21 protein-coding genes and 1 riboswitch are annotated in these 19,370 nt (G+C 40.0%); of the genes, 15 read left to right on the top strand and 6 right to left on the bottom strand.

What is annotated here, in order from left to right; all coding sequences use genetic code 11:
• Positions 1-545: 545 nt before the first annotated feature.
• The 3 genes from ACTWPM_RS02765 to ACTWPM_RS02755 all read left to right on the top strand — a co-directional run bounded on the left by ACTWPM_RS02765 (position 546) and on the right by ACTWPM_RS02755 (position 2,336).
• The gene (locus tag ACTWPM_RS02765) at positions 546-920 is read left to right on the top strand and encodes a YybH family protein (protein ID WP_443131536.1); all 375 of its coding nucleotides are present in this window, start codon (positions 546-548) and stop codon (positions 918-920) included.
• Positions 921-1,435: 515 nt separating this feature from the next.
• A complete protein-coding gene (locus tag ACTWPM_RS02760) occupies positions 1,436-1,861 on the top strand; it encodes an RDD family protein (RefSeq protein WP_443131535.1) in 426 nt (141 codons plus the stop codon).
• A 127-nt stretch (positions 1,862-1,988) separates the two neighbouring features.
• Positions 1,989-2,336, top strand: a complete 348-nt coding sequence (locus ACTWPM_RS02755) for a hypothetical protein (RefSeq protein ID WP_443131534.1) — start codon at positions 1,989-1,991, stop codon at positions 2,334-2,336.
• A gap of 45 nt (positions 2,337-2,381) precedes the next feature.
• Here ACTWPM_RS02755 and ACTWPM_RS02750 read toward each other — a convergent pair whose 3' ends face one another.
• Positions 2,382-2,516: a BA3454 family stress response protein gene (locus ACTWPM_RS02750; protein ID WP_443131533.1), complete on the bottom strand. Its 135-nt coding sequence runs from the start codon at positions 2,514-2,516 to the stop codon at positions 2,382-2,384.
• A 1,332-nt stretch (positions 2,517-3,848) separates the two neighbouring features.
• Between ACTWPM_RS02750 and ACTWPM_RS02745 the strand changes: the two genes are divergently transcribed.
• The 3 genes from ACTWPM_RS02745 to ACTWPM_RS02735 all read left to right on the top strand — a co-directional run bounded on the left by ACTWPM_RS02745 (position 3,849) and on the right by ACTWPM_RS02735 (position 5,645).
• Complete coding sequence (locus ACTWPM_RS02745) at positions 3,849-4,340, top strand: hypothetical protein (RefSeq protein WP_443131532.1); 492 nt, start codon at positions 3,849-3,851, stop codon at positions 4,338-4,340.
• A 137-nt stretch (positions 4,341-4,477) separates the two neighbouring features.
• Complete coding sequence (locus ACTWPM_RS02740; RefSeq protein ID WP_443131531.1) at positions 4,478-4,807, top strand: hypothetical protein; 330 nt, start codon at positions 4,478-4,480, stop codon at positions 4,805-4,807.
• Positions 4,808-4,880: 73 nt separating this feature from the next.
• Complete coding sequence (locus tag ACTWPM_RS02735) at positions 4,881-5,645, top strand: AAA family ATPase (protein WP_443131530.1); 765 nt, start codon at positions 4,881-4,883, stop codon at positions 5,643-5,645.
• A gap of 207 nt (positions 5,646-5,852) precedes the next feature.
• On the opposite strand, the gene ACTWPM_RS02730 is transcribed toward ACTWPM_RS02735, so the two are convergent.
• On the bottom strand, positions 5,853-6,023 hold the full coding sequence (locus ACTWPM_RS02730; RefSeq protein ID WP_443131529.1) for a CGNR zinc finger domain-containing protein: 171 nt from the start codon (positions 6,021-6,023) through the stop codon (positions 5,853-5,855).
• 684 nt (positions 6,024-6,707) lie between these two features.
• Between ACTWPM_RS02730 and ACTWPM_RS02725 the strand changes: the two genes are divergently transcribed.
• From ACTWPM_RS02725 to ACTWPM_RS02705, 5 genes are all read left to right on the top strand, one after another.
• Complete coding sequence (locus tag ACTWPM_RS02725) at positions 6,708-7,565, top strand: alpha/beta fold hydrolase (RefSeq protein ID WP_443131528.1); 858 nt, start codon at positions 6,708-6,710, stop codon at positions 7,563-7,565.
• 283 nt (positions 7,566-7,848) lie between these two features.
• On the top strand, positions 7,849-8,085 hold the full coding sequence (locus ACTWPM_RS02720) for a hypothetical protein (RefSeq protein WP_443131527.1): 237 nt from the start codon (positions 7,849-7,851) through the stop codon (positions 8,083-8,085).
• Positions 8,086-8,703: 618 nt separating this feature from the next.
• Complete coding sequence (locus ACTWPM_RS02715; RefSeq protein WP_443131526.1) at positions 8,704-9,264, top strand: histidine phosphatase family protein; 561 nt, start codon at positions 8,704-8,706, stop codon at positions 9,262-9,264.
• 137 nt (positions 9,265-9,401) lie between these two features.
• A riboswitch (SAM riboswitch) is annotated at positions 9,402-9,510 on the top strand.
• 128 nt (positions 9,511-9,638) lie between these two features.
• Entirely contained in the window at positions 9,639-9,773 is a 135-nt protein-coding gene (locus ACTWPM_RS02710) for a hypothetical protein (RefSeq protein ID WP_443131525.1), read from the top strand.
• A 25-nt stretch (positions 9,774-9,798) separates the two neighbouring features.
• On the top strand, positions 9,799-11,358 hold the full coding sequence (locus ACTWPM_RS02705) for a sodium:solute symporter family protein (RefSeq protein ID WP_443131524.1): 1,560 nt from the start codon (positions 9,799-9,801) through the stop codon (positions 11,356-11,358).
• A gap of 94 nt (positions 11,359-11,452) precedes the next feature.
• Here the strand turns inward: ACTWPM_RS02705 and ACTWPM_RS02700 are convergent, their stop codons facing one another.
• On the bottom strand, positions 11,453-12,196 hold the full coding sequence (locus ACTWPM_RS02700) for an SDR family NAD(P)-dependent oxidoreductase (RefSeq protein ID WP_443131523.1): 744 nt from the start codon (positions 12,194-12,196) through the stop codon (positions 11,453-11,455).
• 285 nt (positions 12,197-12,481) lie between these two features.
• On the opposite strand from ACTWPM_RS02700, the gene ACTWPM_RS02695 reads away from it, so the two are divergent.
• On the top strand, positions 12,482-13,600 hold the full coding sequence (locus ACTWPM_RS02695) for a hypothetical protein (RefSeq protein WP_443131522.1): 1,119 nt from the start codon (positions 12,482-12,484) through the stop codon (positions 13,598-13,600).
• Positions 13,601-14,044: 444 nt separating this feature from the next.
• On the opposite strand, the gene ACTWPM_RS02690 is transcribed toward ACTWPM_RS02695, so the two are convergent.
• Positions 14,045-14,908: a VOC family protein gene (locus tag ACTWPM_RS02690; protein WP_443131521.1), complete on the bottom strand. Its 864-nt coding sequence runs from the start codon at positions 14,906-14,908 to the stop codon at positions 14,045-14,047.
• Between the two features lie 300 nt (positions 14,909-15,208).
• Here ACTWPM_RS02690 and ACTWPM_RS02685 point away from each other — a divergent pair, with 300 nt between their 5' ends.
• Positions 15,209-15,361: a Spo0E family sporulation regulatory protein-aspartic acid phosphatase gene (locus ACTWPM_RS02685; protein WP_443131520.1), complete on the top strand. Its 153-nt coding sequence runs from the start codon at positions 15,209-15,211 to the stop codon at positions 15,359-15,361.
• Between the two features lie 231 nt (positions 15,362-15,592).
• Here the strand turns inward: ACTWPM_RS02685 and ACTWPM_RS02680 are convergent, their stop codons facing one another.
• Positions 15,593-16,510, bottom strand: a complete 918-nt coding sequence (locus tag ACTWPM_RS02680; RefSeq protein ID WP_443131519.1) for an SDR family oxidoreductase — start codon at positions 16,508-16,510, stop codon at positions 15,593-15,595.
• A 195-nt stretch (positions 16,511-16,705) separates the two neighbouring features.
• Between ACTWPM_RS02680 and ACTWPM_RS02675 the strand changes: the two genes are divergently transcribed.
• Positions 16,706-17,128, top strand: coding sequence for an SRPBCC family protein (locus ACTWPM_RS02675; protein WP_443131518.1), 423 nt, complete (start codon positions 16,706-16,708; stop codon positions 17,126-17,128).
• Positions 17,129-17,400: 272 nt separating this feature from the next.
• Complete coding sequence (locus ACTWPM_RS02670; RefSeq protein WP_443131517.1) at positions 17,401-17,901, top strand: hypothetical protein; 501 nt, start codon at positions 17,401-17,403, stop codon at positions 17,899-17,901.
• 77 nt (positions 17,902-17,978) lie between these two features.
• Here ACTWPM_RS02670 and ACTWPM_RS02665 read toward each other — a convergent pair whose 3' ends face one another.
• Positions 17,979-19,346: a PTS ascorbate transporter subunit IIC gene (locus tag ACTWPM_RS02665; RefSeq protein ID WP_443131516.1), complete on the bottom strand. Its 1,368-nt coding sequence runs from the start codon at positions 19,344-19,346 to the stop codon at positions 17,979-17,981.
• Positions 19,347-19,370: the final 24 nt, after the last annotated feature.

Below are 19,370 nucleotides of genomic sequence, written 5' to 3'. Positions count from 1 at the left end.
AATAAGTTGGGATAATTTAATAACTGCACTAAACACATAGGAATACTTCTTTTTATTTTCGGAATGAGTTTGTTGATATCTCCACTCTTCGATATAGATTTAGGTTTATCCGAGCATGTATCAATGGTGATTCCTAGTATTTTAATAGCTTATTAGCAATCGTTCTTATCTAAGAATAGCGAAAAATAGTTACAATTATGACTGACTGTTTATTTAGGAAGATTCTTTGAAATGTCTCGAAATCAAGTCTTCCGTTAAAGGGGGATTTAGTTGAATAAGAAAATTGAAAAGTCAGTCATCTAATGCTGGCTTTTTTGCTTAAAATAGGAGGATGTAATTTATTGAGGTTTTGTAAGTTTATCACTTTAATGTATGAGCTCACCAGAACAAGTACTCTTGATGGTGTGCTTTAACAATGGTCATCGTTCTCATAATTAAGGACTTATGATATGTTCAGTTCATCAATATTTATATTAATAAAAGAGAGAATTAAGGGATGAGATTCGAGAGTATAAAAAATTAATTTAAAATTGGGAGGGCTTTCAATGTTTGCATCAACTCCACAACAAGCGTTGAAGTTGTTAGAAGAAGCAACAAACACTCATGATTTCAAAAATGTGTCTGAGTTAATAAGTGAAGAAGCTGTATATTACTTTTCTGATGAAATTGTCTATGGACATGAAAATCTTAAAAGTTACTTTGAAAAAACGTGGGATCATATCCGTGATGAAGATTATCAAATACATGATGTAAATTGGATAAGTGCAAGTGATACCGTTGCCGTATGCATATACAAATTTCACTGGGCAGGAAAGATAGACGGTACACTAAAGGAAGGTCAAGGAAGAGGGACAAATGTATTTAAAAAGGAAAGTCAGGGATGGAAAGTAGTTCATGAGCATTTGAGTACTCTACATTAGGATACAGAAATTAAACCTATTATCTTCACTTCAAGTTTTCAACTATTGAATGTATTATTCGCAAATCTACCGGAAGATACCTCGAATTCAAGTATTCCACATTAGGGGGCGATTGTTCAATATGAGCAATCGCTTTTTTGCTAAGGGCAGGTTAGTTGAGAACTTTAATTCGAGATATTATGATATTTTGAAACGATATCTATTCTGTTTCGTAGTTAAATTAGAGTAGCCTATTTAATTGTGTTACAAACGTGGTGAATTGGAGTGATTATTTTATTACGAATCGGAAAATTTTTTTTGTATTATTAGTTCCATTCATCTTAGCATTATTTTGACAGTTTTATATGTAGCGCCTCCTCCATCATATTACTTGGCTTCATTTATCGTGATATTGTTCTGGAGTTGCTATTTTATTGGGATTAGAAAAAATAATGATAGTTAATTTTATTAAAGTGATTTTATCTTGATTTCAAAACTTCCATAAACGGAATGAAAATTACGAAACGAGGGTTTATATGGAAGTTACTTATCCAGCGGGTTTTAGGAACAGGTTTTTAGCAAGTGTGTTAGATTTTATCATTATATTTTTGATAACAGGAATTATCTCTTATTTTCTATATGGAGTATTTTATGATGGTGATAACTCCTACCCTACTGATATTTTAGGATTATTCTATACCGTGTTATTACCTGTTATATGGTCCGGGTACACATTAGGGAGAAGAATGGCAGGCAATCGTATCGTAAGAATTGATGGGAGAAAGGTTGGGGTTGGCACAATGATATTAAGAGTTGTTGTAGCAGGAATGGTCTATGCTCTCACATTAGGAATTGGATTGATTGTAAGTGCCTTTATGATAGGAATAAGAGAAGATAAACGCTCGATTCATGACTTTATTGCATACACGTATGTGACAACAAACCCACCAACCCGGAATTAAATTATGAAAGGTGGAACTTAAACTAGAAGGTGTTAAATTGAAAAGAGCCTTATGAGATATCTTGAATTCGAGTCTTAAAGTAAAGGTGGCAATAGTTGAAGAATGAGGTTAGGTAGGGGGACTATATTTGAACATAGATACTGATTCATTGGTTACTTTCCTTATTACGTGGGGAATACCAACTTTTATGGTTGTTAGAACTTATTTGAAAATGGATTCAGATAATAGGAACTCTGCAAAGAAGGATTTTAAGTCGGCACATTTTGTTTTCACAATCGGCTCACTTGCAATAGGTTATTTTTTCGCTTCTATTGGAAATCTACTAACATTAAATATCATAAAGTTACCTGGAATTTTCTTAATGATCATAGCAGGTATTACAATTACGGTGGATATGTGGAGAAAAAATAAAGCTAAAAGTATGTTAACACCAATGCTTATTGCAGTTGCAATCTTCTTCTTGATTAAGCAATAGTGAACCCCTCCTCTAAACCTAGAAATTAATAACCAATGTTACTGTTTAATGTGGCCATTGTTTCAAAACTTGTTCTTTTGCAATTTGATACACTTCTTTTTCTGAATTGTTTTTGTTAGCTATTACATTAGTTTGGTAAATTTTCCCATTGACTGTTACGTTGATTATATACTTGTACATGTTGTTCTTCCCCCTTTCTCTATACTTATATTGTAAAGGTGATTTTTTAAGTTTTGATAGATTTTACGTAAAAGTTTATTGAATTTAATTTTTAAAGTGTGATCTTTTTATAAAAGATTCGTTTAGTGCATAAAATAAGAACATGTTTTTATATTTTGAACATTCCGCATTCCTTTTTAGGTATCTTTACTCGGGAAATGCCGAATTTCTGATCTGGCTTTAACTGTTGATTAAGTCTAAGGCAGAAATAGTGAGAGTCTACTTCTGTTACCACGTAATAAGGGGAGCCTTTAAAGCAAATTACTTTTTTCAAAATCATCACCCTTTCTTCTAAATAACAATTCATCATATGCTGATCTCTTTCTGTTATGATCTCTATCTTCCCAGCTCATAAAAAAGGTAGGGTTTTAAATACATAACCCTTAATCTGACGGGTATAAAGTTATGAAGACTGAAGATAAGGCGTAAACCATCTTATATAGGTTCCTTAAGCAATGATCCGCTATTCTTTTTAAATTGGAAGGAATATTATCTATTAATTTCAAATCATACTGAGGTTATTAATGGAAATCTATACCTTCTACATAACCTCTATTCAAATGTCAAAAAAACAAATTTAAATACCAATTATTTATTAGCACATTACTCAACGAATTTAAAAGATAGGGAGCTGATCCTGATACAACTGTTTTCTGATTGGAGCATCGATAAATCTAAACAAGGATGGGGGGAAGCATATAAGCAGTATCAAGGAGATGTCTTTCACCCCAGAGATTCCTGAGAAGCTTTCTTATAAACCCTCCAAAATAAATGTAGATACAGAAAGTAAAGCTGGTGGTCAATAATGGAAATCGGAGAATGGAAAGAGTTCAATAAAAGGTTACAACTGAAGTTTTCGAGGAGTATAAAGAGAAGTATAAAAAATAATTTCAAACACCAGTACAGTTAAAGATAGGATGATGGAAATGAGGCGAAGAGACCGCAAAGGGAAGGGGTAGATATGGGTTCAGGGACTTTGTGTACGATGTGTTGTACCTTGTACCTGAGATAATACTGTGGCCATTCAAAATAATAGGGAAATTAATTAGACTCATATTTAATGCTTGGAACTAATTCCGAACTAACTACACCAATTCATAAAAAAGTGAAATTTGACGATATTCAATTAATGGGTGCGATAGTAATAGAAGAGTAAGATATATCTCGAGTCTGAGAATTACATAAACAGGGGCTATTATCCAATAAAAACTATCGCTTTTTCACTAACGTAGCAGTTTAAATTAAGGCAGAAGGTTTTTAATAGATACAAAAGCTCAAGAGGGTGAAAGTGTTATGTTTCTGAAAAAAGGAATGAATTTATTTTCGGTCGGTTTAGTATTAGTTATTCTTTTGCTTTCAGGTTGTGATAGTAACGACAAAACAATGAAGAATAATTATTACTTATCATTATCAGGAGAAAGTGAGCGTTGGGAAGTGGATTCCTATGAAATTGAAATTAAATCCGATACCTTCAAAGCTGGAAACGGAAGCCTAACTATGAAGAATGAAACGGAGAATAGCACTGATTTCTTTAATCTTGAAGTCTATGCTGTTATAGATAATGAAGATAGACTGGTTCAGGCAAAGTCAGTAAAGGGAAGTGAATTAGACATAACCCAAATGACTACAGGAGCAACTGAAGGCGGAACTTTTTTAGATGATAATGGAGTACCTATTTCACTTGAAAAAGTTAGCGACATTTATATGAGTATTGAATGGCAAGATAAAAGTAAGACAATGGAAGAGAAAATAGATCTGTATAATCAAGAAGGGTTCTTCGACTGACGGCTGCGTTAATTGAAGGTTTGTTTCAATATATCTAGAAGTCCAGTTTGCAAGATAAAGGGGCGCTCGTTTCAATAAAGAAGATGATTCTTTACTAAAGGACCAGTTTACATTAATAAATGGAGATGGTAGACACAATGAAATGTCTATGTACGCAACAGGAAACAAATGAATTAAAAGTAGAAGGAGATGTGAGCGCAGACCCTATATGGTGTAATCGCTGTAATTGTAACCTTGACATAGAAGAGATTCCGATTGAATTCGACTTGAAGTTAGAGTTAATGAAATGGATTGAGAAGTATGGTGAATGGGTTGATTGGGATAGTGATGGAATAGTTCCTAATGGTGTTAAACTTGAAGAAGCGCATAATAAAGAAGGGTTGAAACTAGCAGAAAAAGTACAGAAAGAACTTGAAGGTAGGTATAACGTTTCATATTCACCTTCAACATTTGCAAAGGAATATTGATAGAATACAGTCAATTGTATTAACGGGTAGCTAAAAGCTTTAGGAAGTAAATAAGGGTGAGGAGGGTTGCAGAGTGAAATTGAGTAAAGACAATCAATACCTTAAAAGATTAAACCTAAAAACAGATAGTATAAACTCATATGAGACTTTTCCATTTAGTTTATCTGTTATTAGGAATTTTAAAGAATTGCTATTTCATCCTAATGTTACCTATATTATCGGAGAGAACGGAATGGGTAAGTCCACACTGTTAGAAGGTATTGCTATTAAACTTGGCTTTAATCCCGAGGGTGGAACTCTCAATTTTAATTTTTCCAATTATGATTCTCACTCTAACTTAGAACAATATTTACTATTGTCCAAGGGGATTAGAAAGGCAAGAGACAGCTTTTTCTTTAGAGCTGAAACTTTTTACAATTTAGCTACGAACATTGAAGAGTTAGATAGAGACTCGTCATTTGGTCCGAAAATTGTCGATTCATTTGGTGGAGATTCATTACATGAACAATCCCATGGAGAATCTTTTTTTGCAGCATTTAACAACCGTTTTCGAGGGAATGGTCTATACATCTTAGATGAACCAGAAGCTGCTTTATCCCCGTTAAGACAAATATCTATGCTTTCCCGCATACATGAACTTGTTAATAAAGGTTCTCAATTTATTATATCTACTCATTCTCCAATCATCATGGCTTATCCAAATTCAAAAATTATACAACTTAGTGAAGAAGGAATGAAAGAGACAAAATTAGAGAACACCGATCACTACATGATTATGAAGCAATTTTTTGACGACAAGGATCGGCTATTACACCACCTATTTGAGCAAGACAGTTAATTGTAATAAATAATGAAAGATCTACTGAACTATCTTGAATTTGGGTTTCTAGTAAAGGGGGCGCGATAAGTTCTGCTATAAGCGCTTTTCAGCGCAAAAGGCAGGGAGTTTATTCGACTAAATTTCAACTAAAACAAGGAGCCCTTTTCCATCAGCATCTTCAATCTAATCAGGAAAGCGTATGGTATAGACTTCCTCCCTCTCTTTTTATACCAGTTTATTCTTATCGTAATGTTTCCGGGCCTTCACCCGATTTCCACAGACGCTCATTGGACGCCATTTGCGTTTTCCTTTCTTGTCCACGAACCACGCTAAACAAGTTCGATTCTCGCAATACTTCACTTTAGAAAAAATCCCATTCTCGTATGCCTGGAGCATGAAGAAAGACAGTAAGGAAATAAATCCATCTGTCCCTCCCCTGCGCGGCACGGGAACAAGCGAGGTTTTTCTATCTGGTGTTCCGTTAACAGCTGTTTTCCCTCATCAACAAGAACCACTCCTCCAGGTTCTCCTTCTCTATCAAATCTATTGTTTGGCTATACTTATGTCGAACGGTATTGAGAAAGTTTATAAATTAATAGTCTGATAAATGGGAGTACATGGATTCTATACGCATAATCAACCTACCTTATGTGTAATCAGTTGACACCTATTGTAACAAAATGTATTGTCCTAACCACTAAATATTAATTTAGTGGTTAGTGATGTTTGTTTAAAATGCAACAGATGAGACATTTGCACAAGAAACGAGTAACGGATTAGTAATTACTTGCCTTGGAGGCTCATGGTGCGAGCCTTGTAAATGAGAGCTCCTATATTGGAAGACATTGAGCAGGAACAGGAAGTTCAAATGAAAATTGTAAAAGTAGACGTGGTGAAAATATGCTCAATAGGACGGTGTGAAGAACGTTAGCGTTCCACTCTCCTATTCTTTAAAGACAGAGAATTAGTAGATCAGGCTGCAGGATTCAAACCTAAAATAGAAATTGTCTCCATCACTTAAAAACATGTATAAAGGATCCAGAAGACTCGACCTCATAAAAAATTCTAGGGGGTAGAAAAATGGAAAACATTAGCACGATCAGCGGAGAAGACTTTAAACAAAGACAACAATCGGTCACGTTGGAAGGCATTGTAGAAGAGCCGGTGAACATTAACTATACAGACGTGGGCTCAGGCACGCCGATTATGCTATTGCACGGCATCCCGACCTGGTCCTATTTGTATCAAAGCGTAATCCCGGAGTTAGAACAGGAGTACCGGGTCATTGCCCCTGACCTTCTAGGTTATGGATGGTCAGATCAGCGTGATCAGTTTGATCGCTCCCTTCACGTACAGGCAAACATGGTAATCAAGCTCATGGACGAACTAGGATTAGACCAAGTTAATCTGGTTGGCCATGATATAGCCGGAGGGGTCGGACTCCTTCTAGCTCTTAAGGCACCAGAGCGCATAAACAAGCTGGTCTTATCTAATAGCGTCGCCTATGATTCCTGGCCTATTGAAGACATGCTGAAGATGGGGCACCCGTCGAAAAAGAACGATTCTTTACAAGAATTGGAGAGCTTTCTAACGAAGGCATATAAAGGAGGGTTTTCCCAACAGGAGCAGCTTACGGAAACCTTTCTACAGGGCATCATGGCTCCATATCTACACGAAGAAGGCCAATTGAGTCTCGTCCGTAATGCATCTGCATTGAATACAAACGAAACCACCGCTCTCACGCCTAAGCTCTCAGACATCCAGCATTCTGTTCTTTTGTTATGGGGAGCGAAAGATGCCTGGCAGCCGATAGAAACCGCAGAAAGGCTGGAAAACGATTTACCTAACAGCACAATGGTAAGGGTTCACAATGCCTCCCACTGGGTACCTCAGGAAATCCCGAAAGAATTCAGCGCAGAGATTAAGAAATTCATATAGCAGTTCGTAAAAAGATAGAAATATTGATTCTTTAACTGTTTAGATGAAGTTCACAGGCAGCGTCTCATAGATGCTGCCTGATTGTTATGAAACACCCATCATTGTGTTAATTTATTGGCGCACATGCGGGTAATATTTGTTAAGCATTAAGTGTAAACTTCTTTTACAATGTTATAAACATGGATAAACTAATAGATATGTACAAAGTGCAGTACTTCTCAACCATTTAGAAGTACTGTATTATAGTGTTAAATATGCTTCTCAAGAAGGGCAGGGGAAATGAATGCGAACAGTTACACTTGAGCATATTAATCAAAACATCATAAACCATTCTAAGAATGCAAATGCTACAATAAGAACTTCTTCTCCAGGCAAGGGGAGAAGAAAGAAGTCTCGCACCCGGACCCCAGGAGAAGTAAAAGCGTTAAACGAAATATCCGTTGCTCGTTGGCAGAAAGCTGTGAAAGCTGGCAAAATCTCTAAAGTTGGCAAAAGGGTAATCTACTATGACTACCGTTGAGGATCTTAAAAAAGCACTTAAATTCTTAGAAGATAAGCCTAAATTCGAACGCCAATTAGAATTTACCGCACTTCTAACGGACTATTTTATAAATAAAGGGATCAAACCCATAGTGGTAGGTGGTTTATACGTTGAAATTTATACAAGTTTCCTGAAGAGGATGAAGATTACGAGTGGGCTTATAGAATGTTTTTAATTCATAAAGACGATATGGATATAGAGTATTTAGTCGAACAAGCAAAAAAGGCAAATATTTATAAACTTATAGAGCATTGGTTTGGGAATAAGAATTGACAGATTGAAGGTCTGTTGGTTCTTTTTTTTGCCCTCTAGCTCCTAGGAATTAATAGCTAAGACATACTATTCCAAGAAAAAAGGAGAGGGAGCATTGAAAAAAGCGCTATGGCGCGGTACATTCAGACGCTTTAGATAAAGTAATGGCGAAGTGGCAGGCATATGAACGTATGTTGAAAGCAAGAGAGACGGAGATATAATAAAAACGCAGAGGCGAGGTAGAGTGCTTAGGTGGCAGCAATTCCCGGAAGCACATTAGAGGCTGGAGAGACGTTTGAAGAAACCGTTAGACGAGATTACTTGACTAATATACAGGAGGCTCTCATGACTACAAATATTTATATGGTGCGACACGCTCATTCTACATATACCCCAGACGAATTAAAAAGGCCGTTATCAGTAGAAGGAACAAAAGAAGCGGCTAAAGTTAGCGAACTGCTCATAGACGAGAATATCGAGCACGTGATCTCGAGTCCTTATTTAAGGGCCATACAGACCGTGGAAGGATTAGCTTCTGCTCTCGAGCAAGAAATTCACATAATGGATGGTTTTAAAGAAAGGAAGTTAATAGAGGGAGGAGCTGATAACTTTGAGGAAGCGATTCAAAAAGTATGGTCTCACCCACGTTTTTCCTGGGAAGGCGGAGAATCAAATATAAACGCCCAGGAAAGAGGCGTAAAAGCCTTGAACAACGTATTAGAAAAATATGAAAATAAAAATGTTGCCATCGGTACGCATGGTAACATTATGGTGCTCACTATGAATTATTTTGATAACCGATACGACTTTGAGTTCTGGAAAAAGCTTGCTATGCCAGATATCTACAAGCTTTCTTTTGAAGGGAATCGGTTTGTTGATTGTAAGAGAATATGGAAGGATTCTTAAAGAGCGATGGTTCAGTATGGACGTTCGCTTTTACTCTATGATTTTTTTATGTGTTTTTACTAATTTCAAATAATGAATTGACGAAATAGAGGGGTATGATAGAATGGAGTCTAATTAACATTCGAATATTTTGAATTTTCTTATCGAGAGAGGCAGAGGGACTGACCCTGTGAAGCCTCGGCAACCGGCTGATTTATGCACGGTGCCAATTTCAGAGGAAGGCGAAAGCTATTCCGGAGATGAGAGAGCAAGCGGCAGCCAAAAGACAGTTGCCCAAAGCCCTTCTCTCTTCGTGAGTGAAGGGTTTTTAATTTTTCAAAAGGAGGGCAGTTGAACAGTTTCACTATAAAACAATCGGAAAAAGGAGGATGGCCATGTTCTTAGCAATGATGGTTTGGGTGGGGACAATGATTTTTTCCTTCCTATTAGGAACATTTCTCTTGTACAGAGTGGAGAAGTCAGGTGTTAAACGGTGGGGAGCCACCGGACGTCTATTTAAGTATAAATAAGGTGCAGGAAGGAAGTTGCTGACAAATGATATGGTATGTAATTGTATTTAGTTTTTATGTTCTTTTTTTAATTTGGGCCAATGTAAAGAGTCTTAAGAAAGCAGAGTCGATTGATGACTATACAACAGGCGGACACCGAATGGGGCTGCTCCTTGGAATCGGTACCACAGCAGCAACATGGGTAAGTGTAGCTTCTGTCATCGGGGTCCCTGGCTATTTGTACAGTTCGGGTGTATCGGCTGTGATCGGCTGGGTAGCCGGCTGGTGTTTTGGGGGAGCTTTAATCCCTATTGTCGCCTATAAAATCAGAAGACCAGAAAAGCCTGCCAGGACCTTTCCTGAATATATCCGGCACAGGTTTGAACCATTTCAGAACAAGAGTGCACTGCAAGCGATTGTTGGAGTTTTAATGTTTATCGGTTATTTGCTGCTGGTCAATATTCAGGTGACAGGGTTTGGCATTGTTTTTTCAAGTATCACGGGCATTGATTATAAAATTGCGATTTTCGGATTCTTATTATTTATATTAATTACAAGTGTGGGCGGATTCTGGTCTGTAGCCGCCACGGATACATTGAACACGATTTTGATTATGCTCGGCGTATTGCTTGCGAGTGGTGTGGTTTGGTCGTTAACGGGTGGAATCGGCAATATAGTCGATACGCTTGCAACGACTACTTCGCCAACCAACGTAGGAGGGCCGGAACTTGAAGAGGGTATTTTACTGTCTCCGTTTGGGACATTTGGTATTGGTGCATTACTTTCTATTTTTATATCGAATTCGTTAGGAACCCCTTCTTCCCCTCACTGGGTCACGAGGATGCTGGCTCCTCAAAATGTGAAAGTAGCGATCTTACAGGTCCTGGGTACGATCGTAGTGTTGATTTTCATTATGACTCCACTGATCGTTATTGGCCTCGGGGCAAAAGTACTGGTACCGAGCATACCTGTAGACAAAACAACGGACTACATCATTCCTTTAGTCATCCAGCAGTACACGCCACCTATTATCGGAGGTATCACGCTGGTAGCTATCTGTGCAGCTGCTATTTCCACGGCAAATTCAATGCTTTTGCACTGCGCTACTTCTCTTTATTATGATGTGTACTTGAACATCGCTCCAAGAAGAATCAGTGAGAAGAAGTTTAAGAACTGGCTCCGCTTAAGTATATTTGGAATTGCAGCTGCAGCCGTTCTTTTAGCTATTAATCCACCATGGTTCTTGGCTATGGGATTTGTCTATGTGTACGGTGGGTTTGGTGCAGCATTTTTCCTCGTTGTTTTCCTTGGGCTGTACTGGAAGAGAATGAACCGGGCAGGAGCTTATGCCGGGATCATTATCGGGGCCGTCGTTTATGTGGCGGCGAAGGCTATGGGGTATGGATTGCCATTTGTCATCGCTGTTACGGCATCATTGATTGGAGTGTTACTTGCCGTTTACTTTACGAAAAAAGCACCGCTTGAAGCCTATGAACCTTATTTTGAGGCGGAAATTAGTGATTCTACCAGGGAAGTTTTGGAAAAGATGAGATCCACTACTCAGGAAGAACCTGACGTGAAGAATGAACGCTCGAATATAGGATAGAGGGTCTTAGATAGACGGAGGAGCAGCCTTTTGCAGGCAGCTCCTCCGTTTATTTTATTGCGGGGCTAATAGGAAGCCAGTGTATAAAAATACTTCATTGCGCCGTATAGCCGCCATCCACCAGCATATTGGCTCCGACCATAAAGGAAGCATCGTCACTCGCAAGAAAACTGACGGCTTTTGCAATTTCCTCGGGACGACCAAGACGTCCAATCGGGTGTGCACCTGCGAGCCCCTGGCGCATTTCTTCATCGGCATTTTCCAGAATTGCTGTTTCTACATAGCCGGGACATACCGCGTTTACACGAATATTTCTTTTCGCATAGGTCACCCCTAATGTACGTGTGAGATTAACGACTCCGCCCTTGGCTGCCGCATAAGAGGTAACCGATTCCTGGCCTACGTGCCCCAGGATTGAAGCATTATTTACAATTGCTCCACCGGTTTCCTGTTCGAGCATTTGAGTGATGGCGTATTTATTGGATAGAAAAACACCATTAATGTTCACATCCATCAGCTTCTTCCATTCTTCATAGGATAGCTCGTGCGCAGGCGTGGCATCGCCAATTCCGGCATTTGCAAATAGAATGTCCAGGGAGCCAAATGTATCGACTGCCGACTGCACCATGTTCTTAATATCTTCCTCAGAAGTGACATCAGTTTTTTTGAACAAAGTTTCATATCCCTGGTCATTTAACTGAGTAGATAGTTCATTTCCCTGTTCATTCAAATCGGCAATGATCACCTTTGCCCCCTGCTCACAGAAATCCTTAACCACTGCCTCGCCAATTCCACTTGAACCGCCCGTAACTACAGCAACTTCACCTTTTAATTTCATCCTACCCCTCCTATTTTTATCAAAAAGAAATCAGTAATTATTTTCCACTAATGGAAAATGTGAAACGGAATAATCCTATTTATGAAATAATTTCATCCGAATCATCGCTGTTGTCTTCTTGTGGGCAAGGTGGGGATTTCCGTCGTATTACTTTTATTTCATTTATGTGAAATAAAATCATAAATTATCAGATTATGTTAATATGTGGAATATGTTTTAATTTGAGCTTCAGTAGATACATAGTGTCGTAGATTTGTGAAATTTCCATACAAGGAAGTGAGTATTGTGAAAAAATTAAGCCTGCTTTTCTCTGCCATGCTCCTGGTTATTGTCCTGGCTGCTTGCACAGAGAGCACATCATCAAGTCCTGAGAACGATGAAGAAGAGAAGTCTCAGTCAGAGGAATCCGCCTCCGATGAAGAGAAAGAAGGTAAAGCATCATCTGAAAAGGAAGAAACGAAGCCTCCTCAGCCTTATAAGCCGATCGAGCCGGATGAAGATGCGAAGCCACTGAAAGAGAAGCTGTCGGAAGAGCAACTGGCGAAGATGCCTAAAGTGGAAGCTCACGGTGGGGAGCGCGAACGAATGATTCCCGTCGGAGAGACCCTGGTGAAAGGGGCCCAGGACAAAACAGATGGACCTTTGAAGAATCACAGATTGGTTGCCTACTATGGACACCCGAACTCGACCAATATGGGAATTCTCGGGGAGATGGAACCTGATGCGCTTATGGACAAGTTGAAAGAACAGACTCAGGCCTATTCGAATGCCGATCCCGAACGACCTGCTATTCCAACCATTGAGTTGATTTCCACTGTCGCTCAACGGGATCCGGGTCCGAATGGAAAGCACTATACCCGCACACCGCCTGAACAAATTGATAAGTACGCTAAGCTTGCCAAAGAGAATGATGCTATACTTATGTTGGATGTTCAGCTGGGAACGGACTCTGTCCTTCATCAGGTAAAACTGCTTGAGAAATGGTTGAAGCTCCCGCACGTCCACCTGGCTATTGATACCGAATTCCATGTAGACGAAGGGGAAACCCCAGGCATTGATCTGGGGCAGGTAAACGGTGCAGAAGTGCAGGAAGCGGTAGACTACCTCTCGAAATTAGTAGAAGAAAACAAACTTCCGGACAAAATTGTACTTGTTCATCAGTTTATGGATGAGGCTTTGACGAATAAAGAAGCGATCCAGCCGACAGAAAATATTGAGGTCGCCTTAAACTATGATGGATGGGGACCTTCTGCAACGAAGATGTCGCTCTATCGTAAGTTCGTACGGAATGAAGCGGTTCAATACGGTGGGTTCAAAATCTTTTACGACAAGGATGAACCTGTCTTGACTCCCGAAGAGGTACTGACGCTTGATCCGAACCCGGCAATTATCAATTACCAGTAAAGATATATCCAATAACAAAGCAGCCATGGGGGTTTTCTCCATGGCTGCTTTGTTATTTTCACATAGGATAATAACGATGTGGACGTGCCTAATCCCGCAGAATGACTTTAATAAACTCAGGTGGTTTGAAAAGAAGCAAGTAACTACAGGTCAATAGAGCAAGAGGTACAGCCATTTCCCACTTTATTGTTTTACCCATGAAGCTACTATAATAAAGTAAACCTGCCATACTTAGAATAAAAACGACATCGGAAAAAATATTTAAAAATCGAAATGTCCATCGAGAAAGAATAAATGTTCAACTCCTTTCATTTCGTTCAATCCTATGTATGACCATATTCATACGAGTCCATTAAGGCGAACGTTTCACCACTTTGTTTAACGAACTAAAAAATCGGCAGGGTTTCTTTTTTAATAAGAGACCCTGCCGGCTTATTTACCGATTTAGTAACTTTGAACGTCTAACAATAATCGATTTCCTGATGGATCCCGGGTGACCAGCTGTTCGTCTTCCATTTCCACCACATATCCAAGCTGCTTCAAGCGCTGGGCAGCCTGATATCTTTCGACTTCACTAGGAAACACCAGCGCGTATCGTTTCAGTCCGGCATTTTCCTCGGAAGCAGGCGGGGCGTCTGTGCCTTTCCAAGTATTTAACCCTATGTGGTGATGATATCCATTCGATGATAAGAACAAAGCCTGGTTCAATTGATCGGTGGTCACACCAAACCCTAACCCATCACAATAAAAACGCCGGGCCTGATCTAAATCGTGAACGTGAAGGTGGATATGTCCCATAATCGTTTCTGCAGGAAGACCTTCCCACTGCACTCCGTTTAGCTCCGCAAGAATACCTTTTGAATCGAGCGGATCCACGGTCATGGTGACTTTTCCATCATACCAAGTCCACGTTTTTGACGGAAGATCCCGGTAGATTTCAATTCCATTGCCATCGGGATCATTCAGGTACAGTGCTTCACTGACCAGATGATCGGCAGCGCCAAGTTTAATCCCACGGTCAGCGAGATGCTTTAATACTTTTGCTAAGGAAGTTCGGTCCGGAAGAAGAAGTGCAAAATGATACAGCCCGGTAGTGGCTTTACTTTTTGGCTGAATGGAAGGAGGCTGCTCAATCGTAAGTAAGGCCTGTTTTCCATTAGCTGATAAAACAGCTTTTTGTTCAGATTGCTCGATGACCTGTAGGCCTATTATCTCGGTGTAAAACTGGATCGATCTTTCTAAATCCTCCACTTTCAATTCAACCGTTCCAACAAATGTTGAGGGCGCTTGGAAAAATGCTTGTTCCATGTTGGCAGCCTCCTTCGATTTAAACTCAGTCCACGTTTTTAATAGATATGTGAAGATGGTTTATTTGAAAACATTATGCCTTCATAGAATACCATTTGCAAGGAAGTAGATTAGTTTTTCTGAAGCGGACATATTAAATCTTATAATTAACAATTTAGTGGAAAAGAACTAATTAAATGTGCTTGGTTAAAAGGGACCGTACATTATTAAAAAATCTATTTGTCGAAGAATGTAGATTTTTCAAGATTTACAGGCATTTTTAACGGGTATTTATTATTCATATAAAAGGGAGGCGGTTCCTTGGATGATAAAGAAGAAATGGAAAATAAAATAGAAATTCTGAGAGAGCAATTGTATGTGGCCTATGTATATAATGCGGAATACGAAGAACTTCTTAAAATTTCCCAGGAACTGGACTCATTATTAAATTCCCTCAGGAAATTAAATAAGTAACCACGTTTCTAAAAGTTCTCTTCATAATAAAAGAAGCTCTGGTACGCTAGCCAGAGCTTCACCATCCTTATATCTTCAGTCGTCTCTTACGTCATTGTTTTGATGGTTTCTTAACCGTACCAGTTAAATGGTAAGGATGATACCCTTTATGTTTATATTTAACTTAATTGTAACAATTTGTATTTTGTAATAAATATAAAACCTCACTGCTGGGAGGGCCATTAGGTACTTCTATGATTCCTTTAATTCGTCCAGATCCTTCAATAAGTCTTTATTTACACGTGCGATCTCCCGCTCACTCCACGCCCATAAATTCTCCGCCAGCGTCTTATCTTGAGACAGTTCCGAACGTTCAGCTATCTTTCGTTTATAAAAATACTCACCGCTCTCAGTGAGGTCCGGGAAGGTAGCTAAATAAACAGCCGTATCCGCCCCTTGAGCCGGTGTTTGGAAAAAGGGTCTCAAAACAGAGTGGATGGTCTTGCCGAAACCAGTATCACGGTTTATGCCGAGACTCGTACTGACAGCTCCAGGGTGGACACAGTTAGCCTTTACAGATGTGTTTTTGAGAAGGTCGTCCAATTGCCTCGTGAACAGGATATTGGCAAGCTTTGATTGAGCATAGCCCTTAATGACACTGAAATTCTTCTCCAGATGGGGATCGTCAAAATGAATCTTCCCAGCTTTATGTGCTCCGGAGGATACGGTAACAATCCTTCCTTGTTCTGAGCTTTTTATTTTTTCAAGAAGAAGGTTCGTCAGCAAGAAGTGGCCAAGGTGATTGATTCCAAGCATACTTTCAAAGCCATCGGCGGTGGTCGTTCTCTTTGTGGTAACAACACCAGCGTTATTAATCAGAACATCGAGCTTTGAAAAACGCTTGTGGAATTGTTCGGCGAAGCCACGGATGCTTTCAAGAGAACCGAGATCACACAGCATCAGCTCCACATGATCACGCTTGCTTTGCTGCTTCGCTGTTTGCAACGCTTCTTTTCCGCGTTGTTCGTTACGGCAAAGCATGATGACATAAAAATCTTTTTTCAACAGGTCGACGGTAGTGGCAAGCCCCATTCCTGAATTAGCCCCTGTAACAAGAGCTGTTTTGGTTTGTGAATCATCAATTGAAGTTGCGGTGTCATGGCTTAGCATTTCTTGTTCACCCATTCTTTTGGTTTATTTTCCTCAAAAGTCTTACCCTACTAGTTTCCGAACGCCAATCCTTTTAAACGGTCAGACTGGATAATATTTAACGATCGATCAGGGATTGCCTCCTAATTATGAGTTATAATAAGTGAAAATTGCATCACAGACCAAATATAAAATAGCAAGGAGAGTGAAGTAACCTTGAATAACGTCACTAAAATGAGGATTCATAAACCCGCACATGATATATTTGAGGCTTTCGTTGATCCCGAGAAAATAGGCGGTTTTTGGTTTTCTTCAAGTTCAGAAAGATGGGAAGAAGGAAAAACAGTTACCCTGAGATACGAAGAATACAACGCTGAAGGACAAATTACGATCAAAGAGATTCAAGCAAATAAGAAAATTGTCTTCGAATGGGCGGGCAATCATATCGTAACTGTCCTATTAACAGAGGAAGACAGCAAGAGTACCATAGTAGAGGTGAACGAAGAAGGATTTAAAGAAAACGAGGAAGGTTTTTTAAATCAATTGTTAGATAACAAAGAAGGTTGGGTTTATATGTTGACCTGCTTGAAGGGATATATGGAGTACGGAGTTAATCTGCGGGCTTCATTAGTTAAGTAAGATCAACTGTTGTCCGGCTGATTGATCTGTGTGGCAATTATTCTTAACCTTCCGGATCCGTTCATTATGACCGGTTGAAGTTGGGGCTGGTAATAGCATAACCAGTTGAAACGTTTAACGATACTATTCGTAATAAATAGTAGAGATCAAACGAGGAGGTCCTGGCTATTTTAAAAACATTATTGAAAGCCGCTCTACTAGTAACCTTATTAGTATTAGCTGCCGGCTGCTCGACATCCGAATCTTCCAGCACTGAATCCGCTGGTGAGGAAGTGGCATCCGATACCTCTCAGGACAGTGAAGACAGCTCAAGCGCTTCTGAGGAAGAGAACAGTGAAAGCTCCGACGATAGCAGGGAAGGGGAGGAAACCGTCCGCACCTACCTGGAGTACGAATTTACGGGCCCGGGTGACGAGCTGAAGCAAGCGATGGACGAATCCCAAGCTGCATTTTTAGCCTATGTGGAAGAGCAATATAGGCCTCTTTTTCCAGAGGATGACTATGAAACCTTTGTTAATAAAAACTATGTAATGATTTGGCTGCCGTGGGCCTATGATAAAGGCTACGCATTAGAACCCGTCGATATTCAAATAGCAAAAGTCGAGGACATCGAAAATGATGCGTACCGATTCGACGTTAAAGTAGAGTACAGCAAGGATGGGGAAGCCGGAACAGCCAACGTCACAGGACGAATCAATACGAACAATCAAGGCAAGATTTCTGTCATTCGTTTCCAGGATGACGGGTTAAAAGAAAAGCTAAGAGCTGGCTGATGCCCTCACAGAAATAAGTTTCTGAGATTATGTAAGCAAAAAACCCTCCCTTCCAAAGGGAAGGGAGGGTTTACAAGTTAAGCTGCATCGGGGTCCTCTTTGTCTGTATTAGCTTTAGATTTAAAGCCAATGAAGAACAGCAGAGCTAATAGAGCAAGAATGGATACCATTACGATTACGTTTGACTGGACAAGGTTGATCAGATTACCGAGCACAATTCCAACTAGTCCAAAGTCTGCATCTCCGAACGTTGTTCCCTGGAATCCTAGTGATCCGAGTACCGGAAGCAGCAGGGCTGGCAGGAAGCTGATCATAACACCGTTCGCCATCGAGCCAAAGATGGCTCCTTTTCGTCCGCCGGTGGCATTACCGAAGACTCCGGCTGCTGCACCTGTGAAGAAGTGAGGAACAAGTCCTGGTACGATTACTTTTAATCCTAATAAAGGTAAGAATAGCATACTCACAAGTCCGGCAGCGAAGCTGAATAGGAAACCGATGATTACGGCGTTTCCGGCAAATGGGAAGATAGCCGGGGCATCAAGTGCTGGTTTCGCATTGGGAACGATTTTATCAGCGATCCCTTTAAAGGCTGGGACAATTTCTCCAAGAAGCATACGTACACCAGCTAAGATGATATATACGCCGGCAGCAAAGGTAAGACCTTGCATAAACGCGAAGACCATGAAGTTCTGTCCGCCGCTTAATTCTGTTTCAACGAAAGCTGGGCCGGCTGCACCTGCGACGACAAAGAACAGGATGACCATGGTTAGGGATACCGAAACGGATGTATCTCTAAGAAAACCAAGAGATTTTGGTACTTTGATATCCTCTGTTGATTTTGATCCTTTTCCGACAGCCTTACCAACTAGAGAGGCAACTAAATAGCCAACGGAACCAAAGTGGCCGACAGCAAAGTCATCGGAACCGGTGATTTTTCGTGTGAAAGGCTGAAGCATCGCTGGAGAAAGAACCATTAATGCTCCGAGAATGACCGATCCGAAGATAATAAGTGTTGCACCTGAAAATCCGCCGGTGTTTAAGATAACAGCGATTAAGCAGGCCATAAACATTGTGTGGTGTCCGGTTAAGAAGATATATTTAAAGGGGCTGAATCTTGCAAGCAGAATATTGACAATCATACCGAACAACATAATCATCGCAGTCTCTGTACCGAAACTTTCCTGTGCAAGTGCGACGATCGCTTCATTATTCGGGATGACTCCGTCGACAGCGAAGGCTTTGTCGAACATACTGCTGAATTGTCCCAGGGACTGGACGAGGACATTCGCCCCAGCCCCGAGGATAACAAAGCCCATTACCGTTTTAAGAGTTCCGGAAACGACATCGCCCGAGTTTTTACGTTGTACAAGGAGTCCGACTAAGGCGAATATACCGACCAGGATGGCAGGGGTACCTAAGATGTCCTTCATTATTAAATCAATCATGTTATCGCTCCTTCTCTGGTTGTA

Source organism: Halobacillus sp. K22 (genome assembly GCF_052246795.1).
Taxonomy (GTDB): domain Bacteria; phylum Bacillota; class Bacilli; order Bacillales; family Halobacillaceae; genus Halobacillus.
This window is presented reverse-complemented; position numbering and strand designations above follow the sequence as displayed.

What these genes read in the sequence shown, in the direction of transcription:
- ACTWPM_RS02765 (WP_443131536.1), top strand. Translation starts at nt 546, where the DNA reads ATGTTTGCATCAACTCCACAACAAGCGTTGAAGTTGTTAGAAGAAGCA.
- ACTWPM_RS02760 (WP_443131535.1), top strand. Translation starts at nt 1,436, where the DNA reads ATGGAAGTTACTTATCCAGCGGGTTTTAGGAACAGGTTTTTAGCAAGT.
- ACTWPM_RS02750 (WP_443131533.1), bottom strand. Translation starts at nt 2,516, where the DNA reads ATGTACAAGTATATAATCAACGTAACAGTCAATGGGAAAATTTACCAA.
- ACTWPM_RS02745 (WP_443131532.1), top strand. Translation starts at nt 3,849, where the DNA reads ATGTTTCTGAAAAAAGGAATGAATTTATTTTCGGTCGGTTTAGTATTA.
- ACTWPM_RS02740 (WP_443131531.1), top strand. Translation starts at nt 4,478, where the DNA reads ATGAAATGTCTATGTACGCAACAGGAAACAAATGAATTAAAAGTAGAA.
- ACTWPM_RS02730 (WP_443131529.1), bottom strand. Translation starts at nt 6,023, where the DNA reads ATGCTCCAGGCATACGAGAATGGGATTTTTTCTAAAGTGAAGTATTGC.
- ACTWPM_RS02725 (WP_443131528.1), top strand. Translation starts at nt 6,708, where the DNA reads ATGGAAAACATTAGCACGATCAGCGGAGAAGACTTTAAACAAAGACAA.
- ACTWPM_RS02720 (WP_443131527.1), top strand. Translation starts at nt 7,849, where the DNA reads ATGCGAACAGTTACACTTGAGCATATTAATCAAAACATCATAAACCAT.
- ACTWPM_RS02715 (WP_443131526.1), top strand. Translation starts at nt 8,704, where the DNA reads ATGACTACAAATATTTATATGGTGCGACACGCTCATTCTACATATACC.
- ACTWPM_RS02710 (WP_443131525.1), top strand. Translation starts at nt 9,639, where the DNA reads ATGTTCTTAGCAATGATGGTTTGGGTGGGGACAATGATTTTTTCCTTC.
- ACTWPM_RS02705 (WP_443131524.1), top strand. Translation starts at nt 9,799, where the DNA reads ATGATATGGTATGTAATTGTATTTAGTTTTTATGTTCTTTTTTTAATT.
- ACTWPM_RS02700 (WP_443131523.1), bottom strand. Translation starts at nt 12,196, where the DNA reads ATGAAATTAAAAGGTGAAGTTGCTGTAGTTACGGGCGGTTCAAGTGGA.
- ACTWPM_RS02690 (WP_443131521.1), bottom strand. Translation starts at nt 14,908, where the DNA reads ATGGAACAAGCATTTTTCCAAGCGCCCTCAACATTTGTTGGAACGGTT.
- ACTWPM_RS02680 (WP_443131519.1), bottom strand. Translation starts at nt 16,510, where the DNA reads ATGCTAAGCCATGACACCGCAACTTCAATTGATGATTCACAAACCAAA.
- ACTWPM_RS02665 (WP_443131516.1), bottom strand. Translation starts at nt 19,346, where the DNA reads ATGATTGATTTAATAATGAAGGACATCTTAGGTACCCCTGCCATCCTG.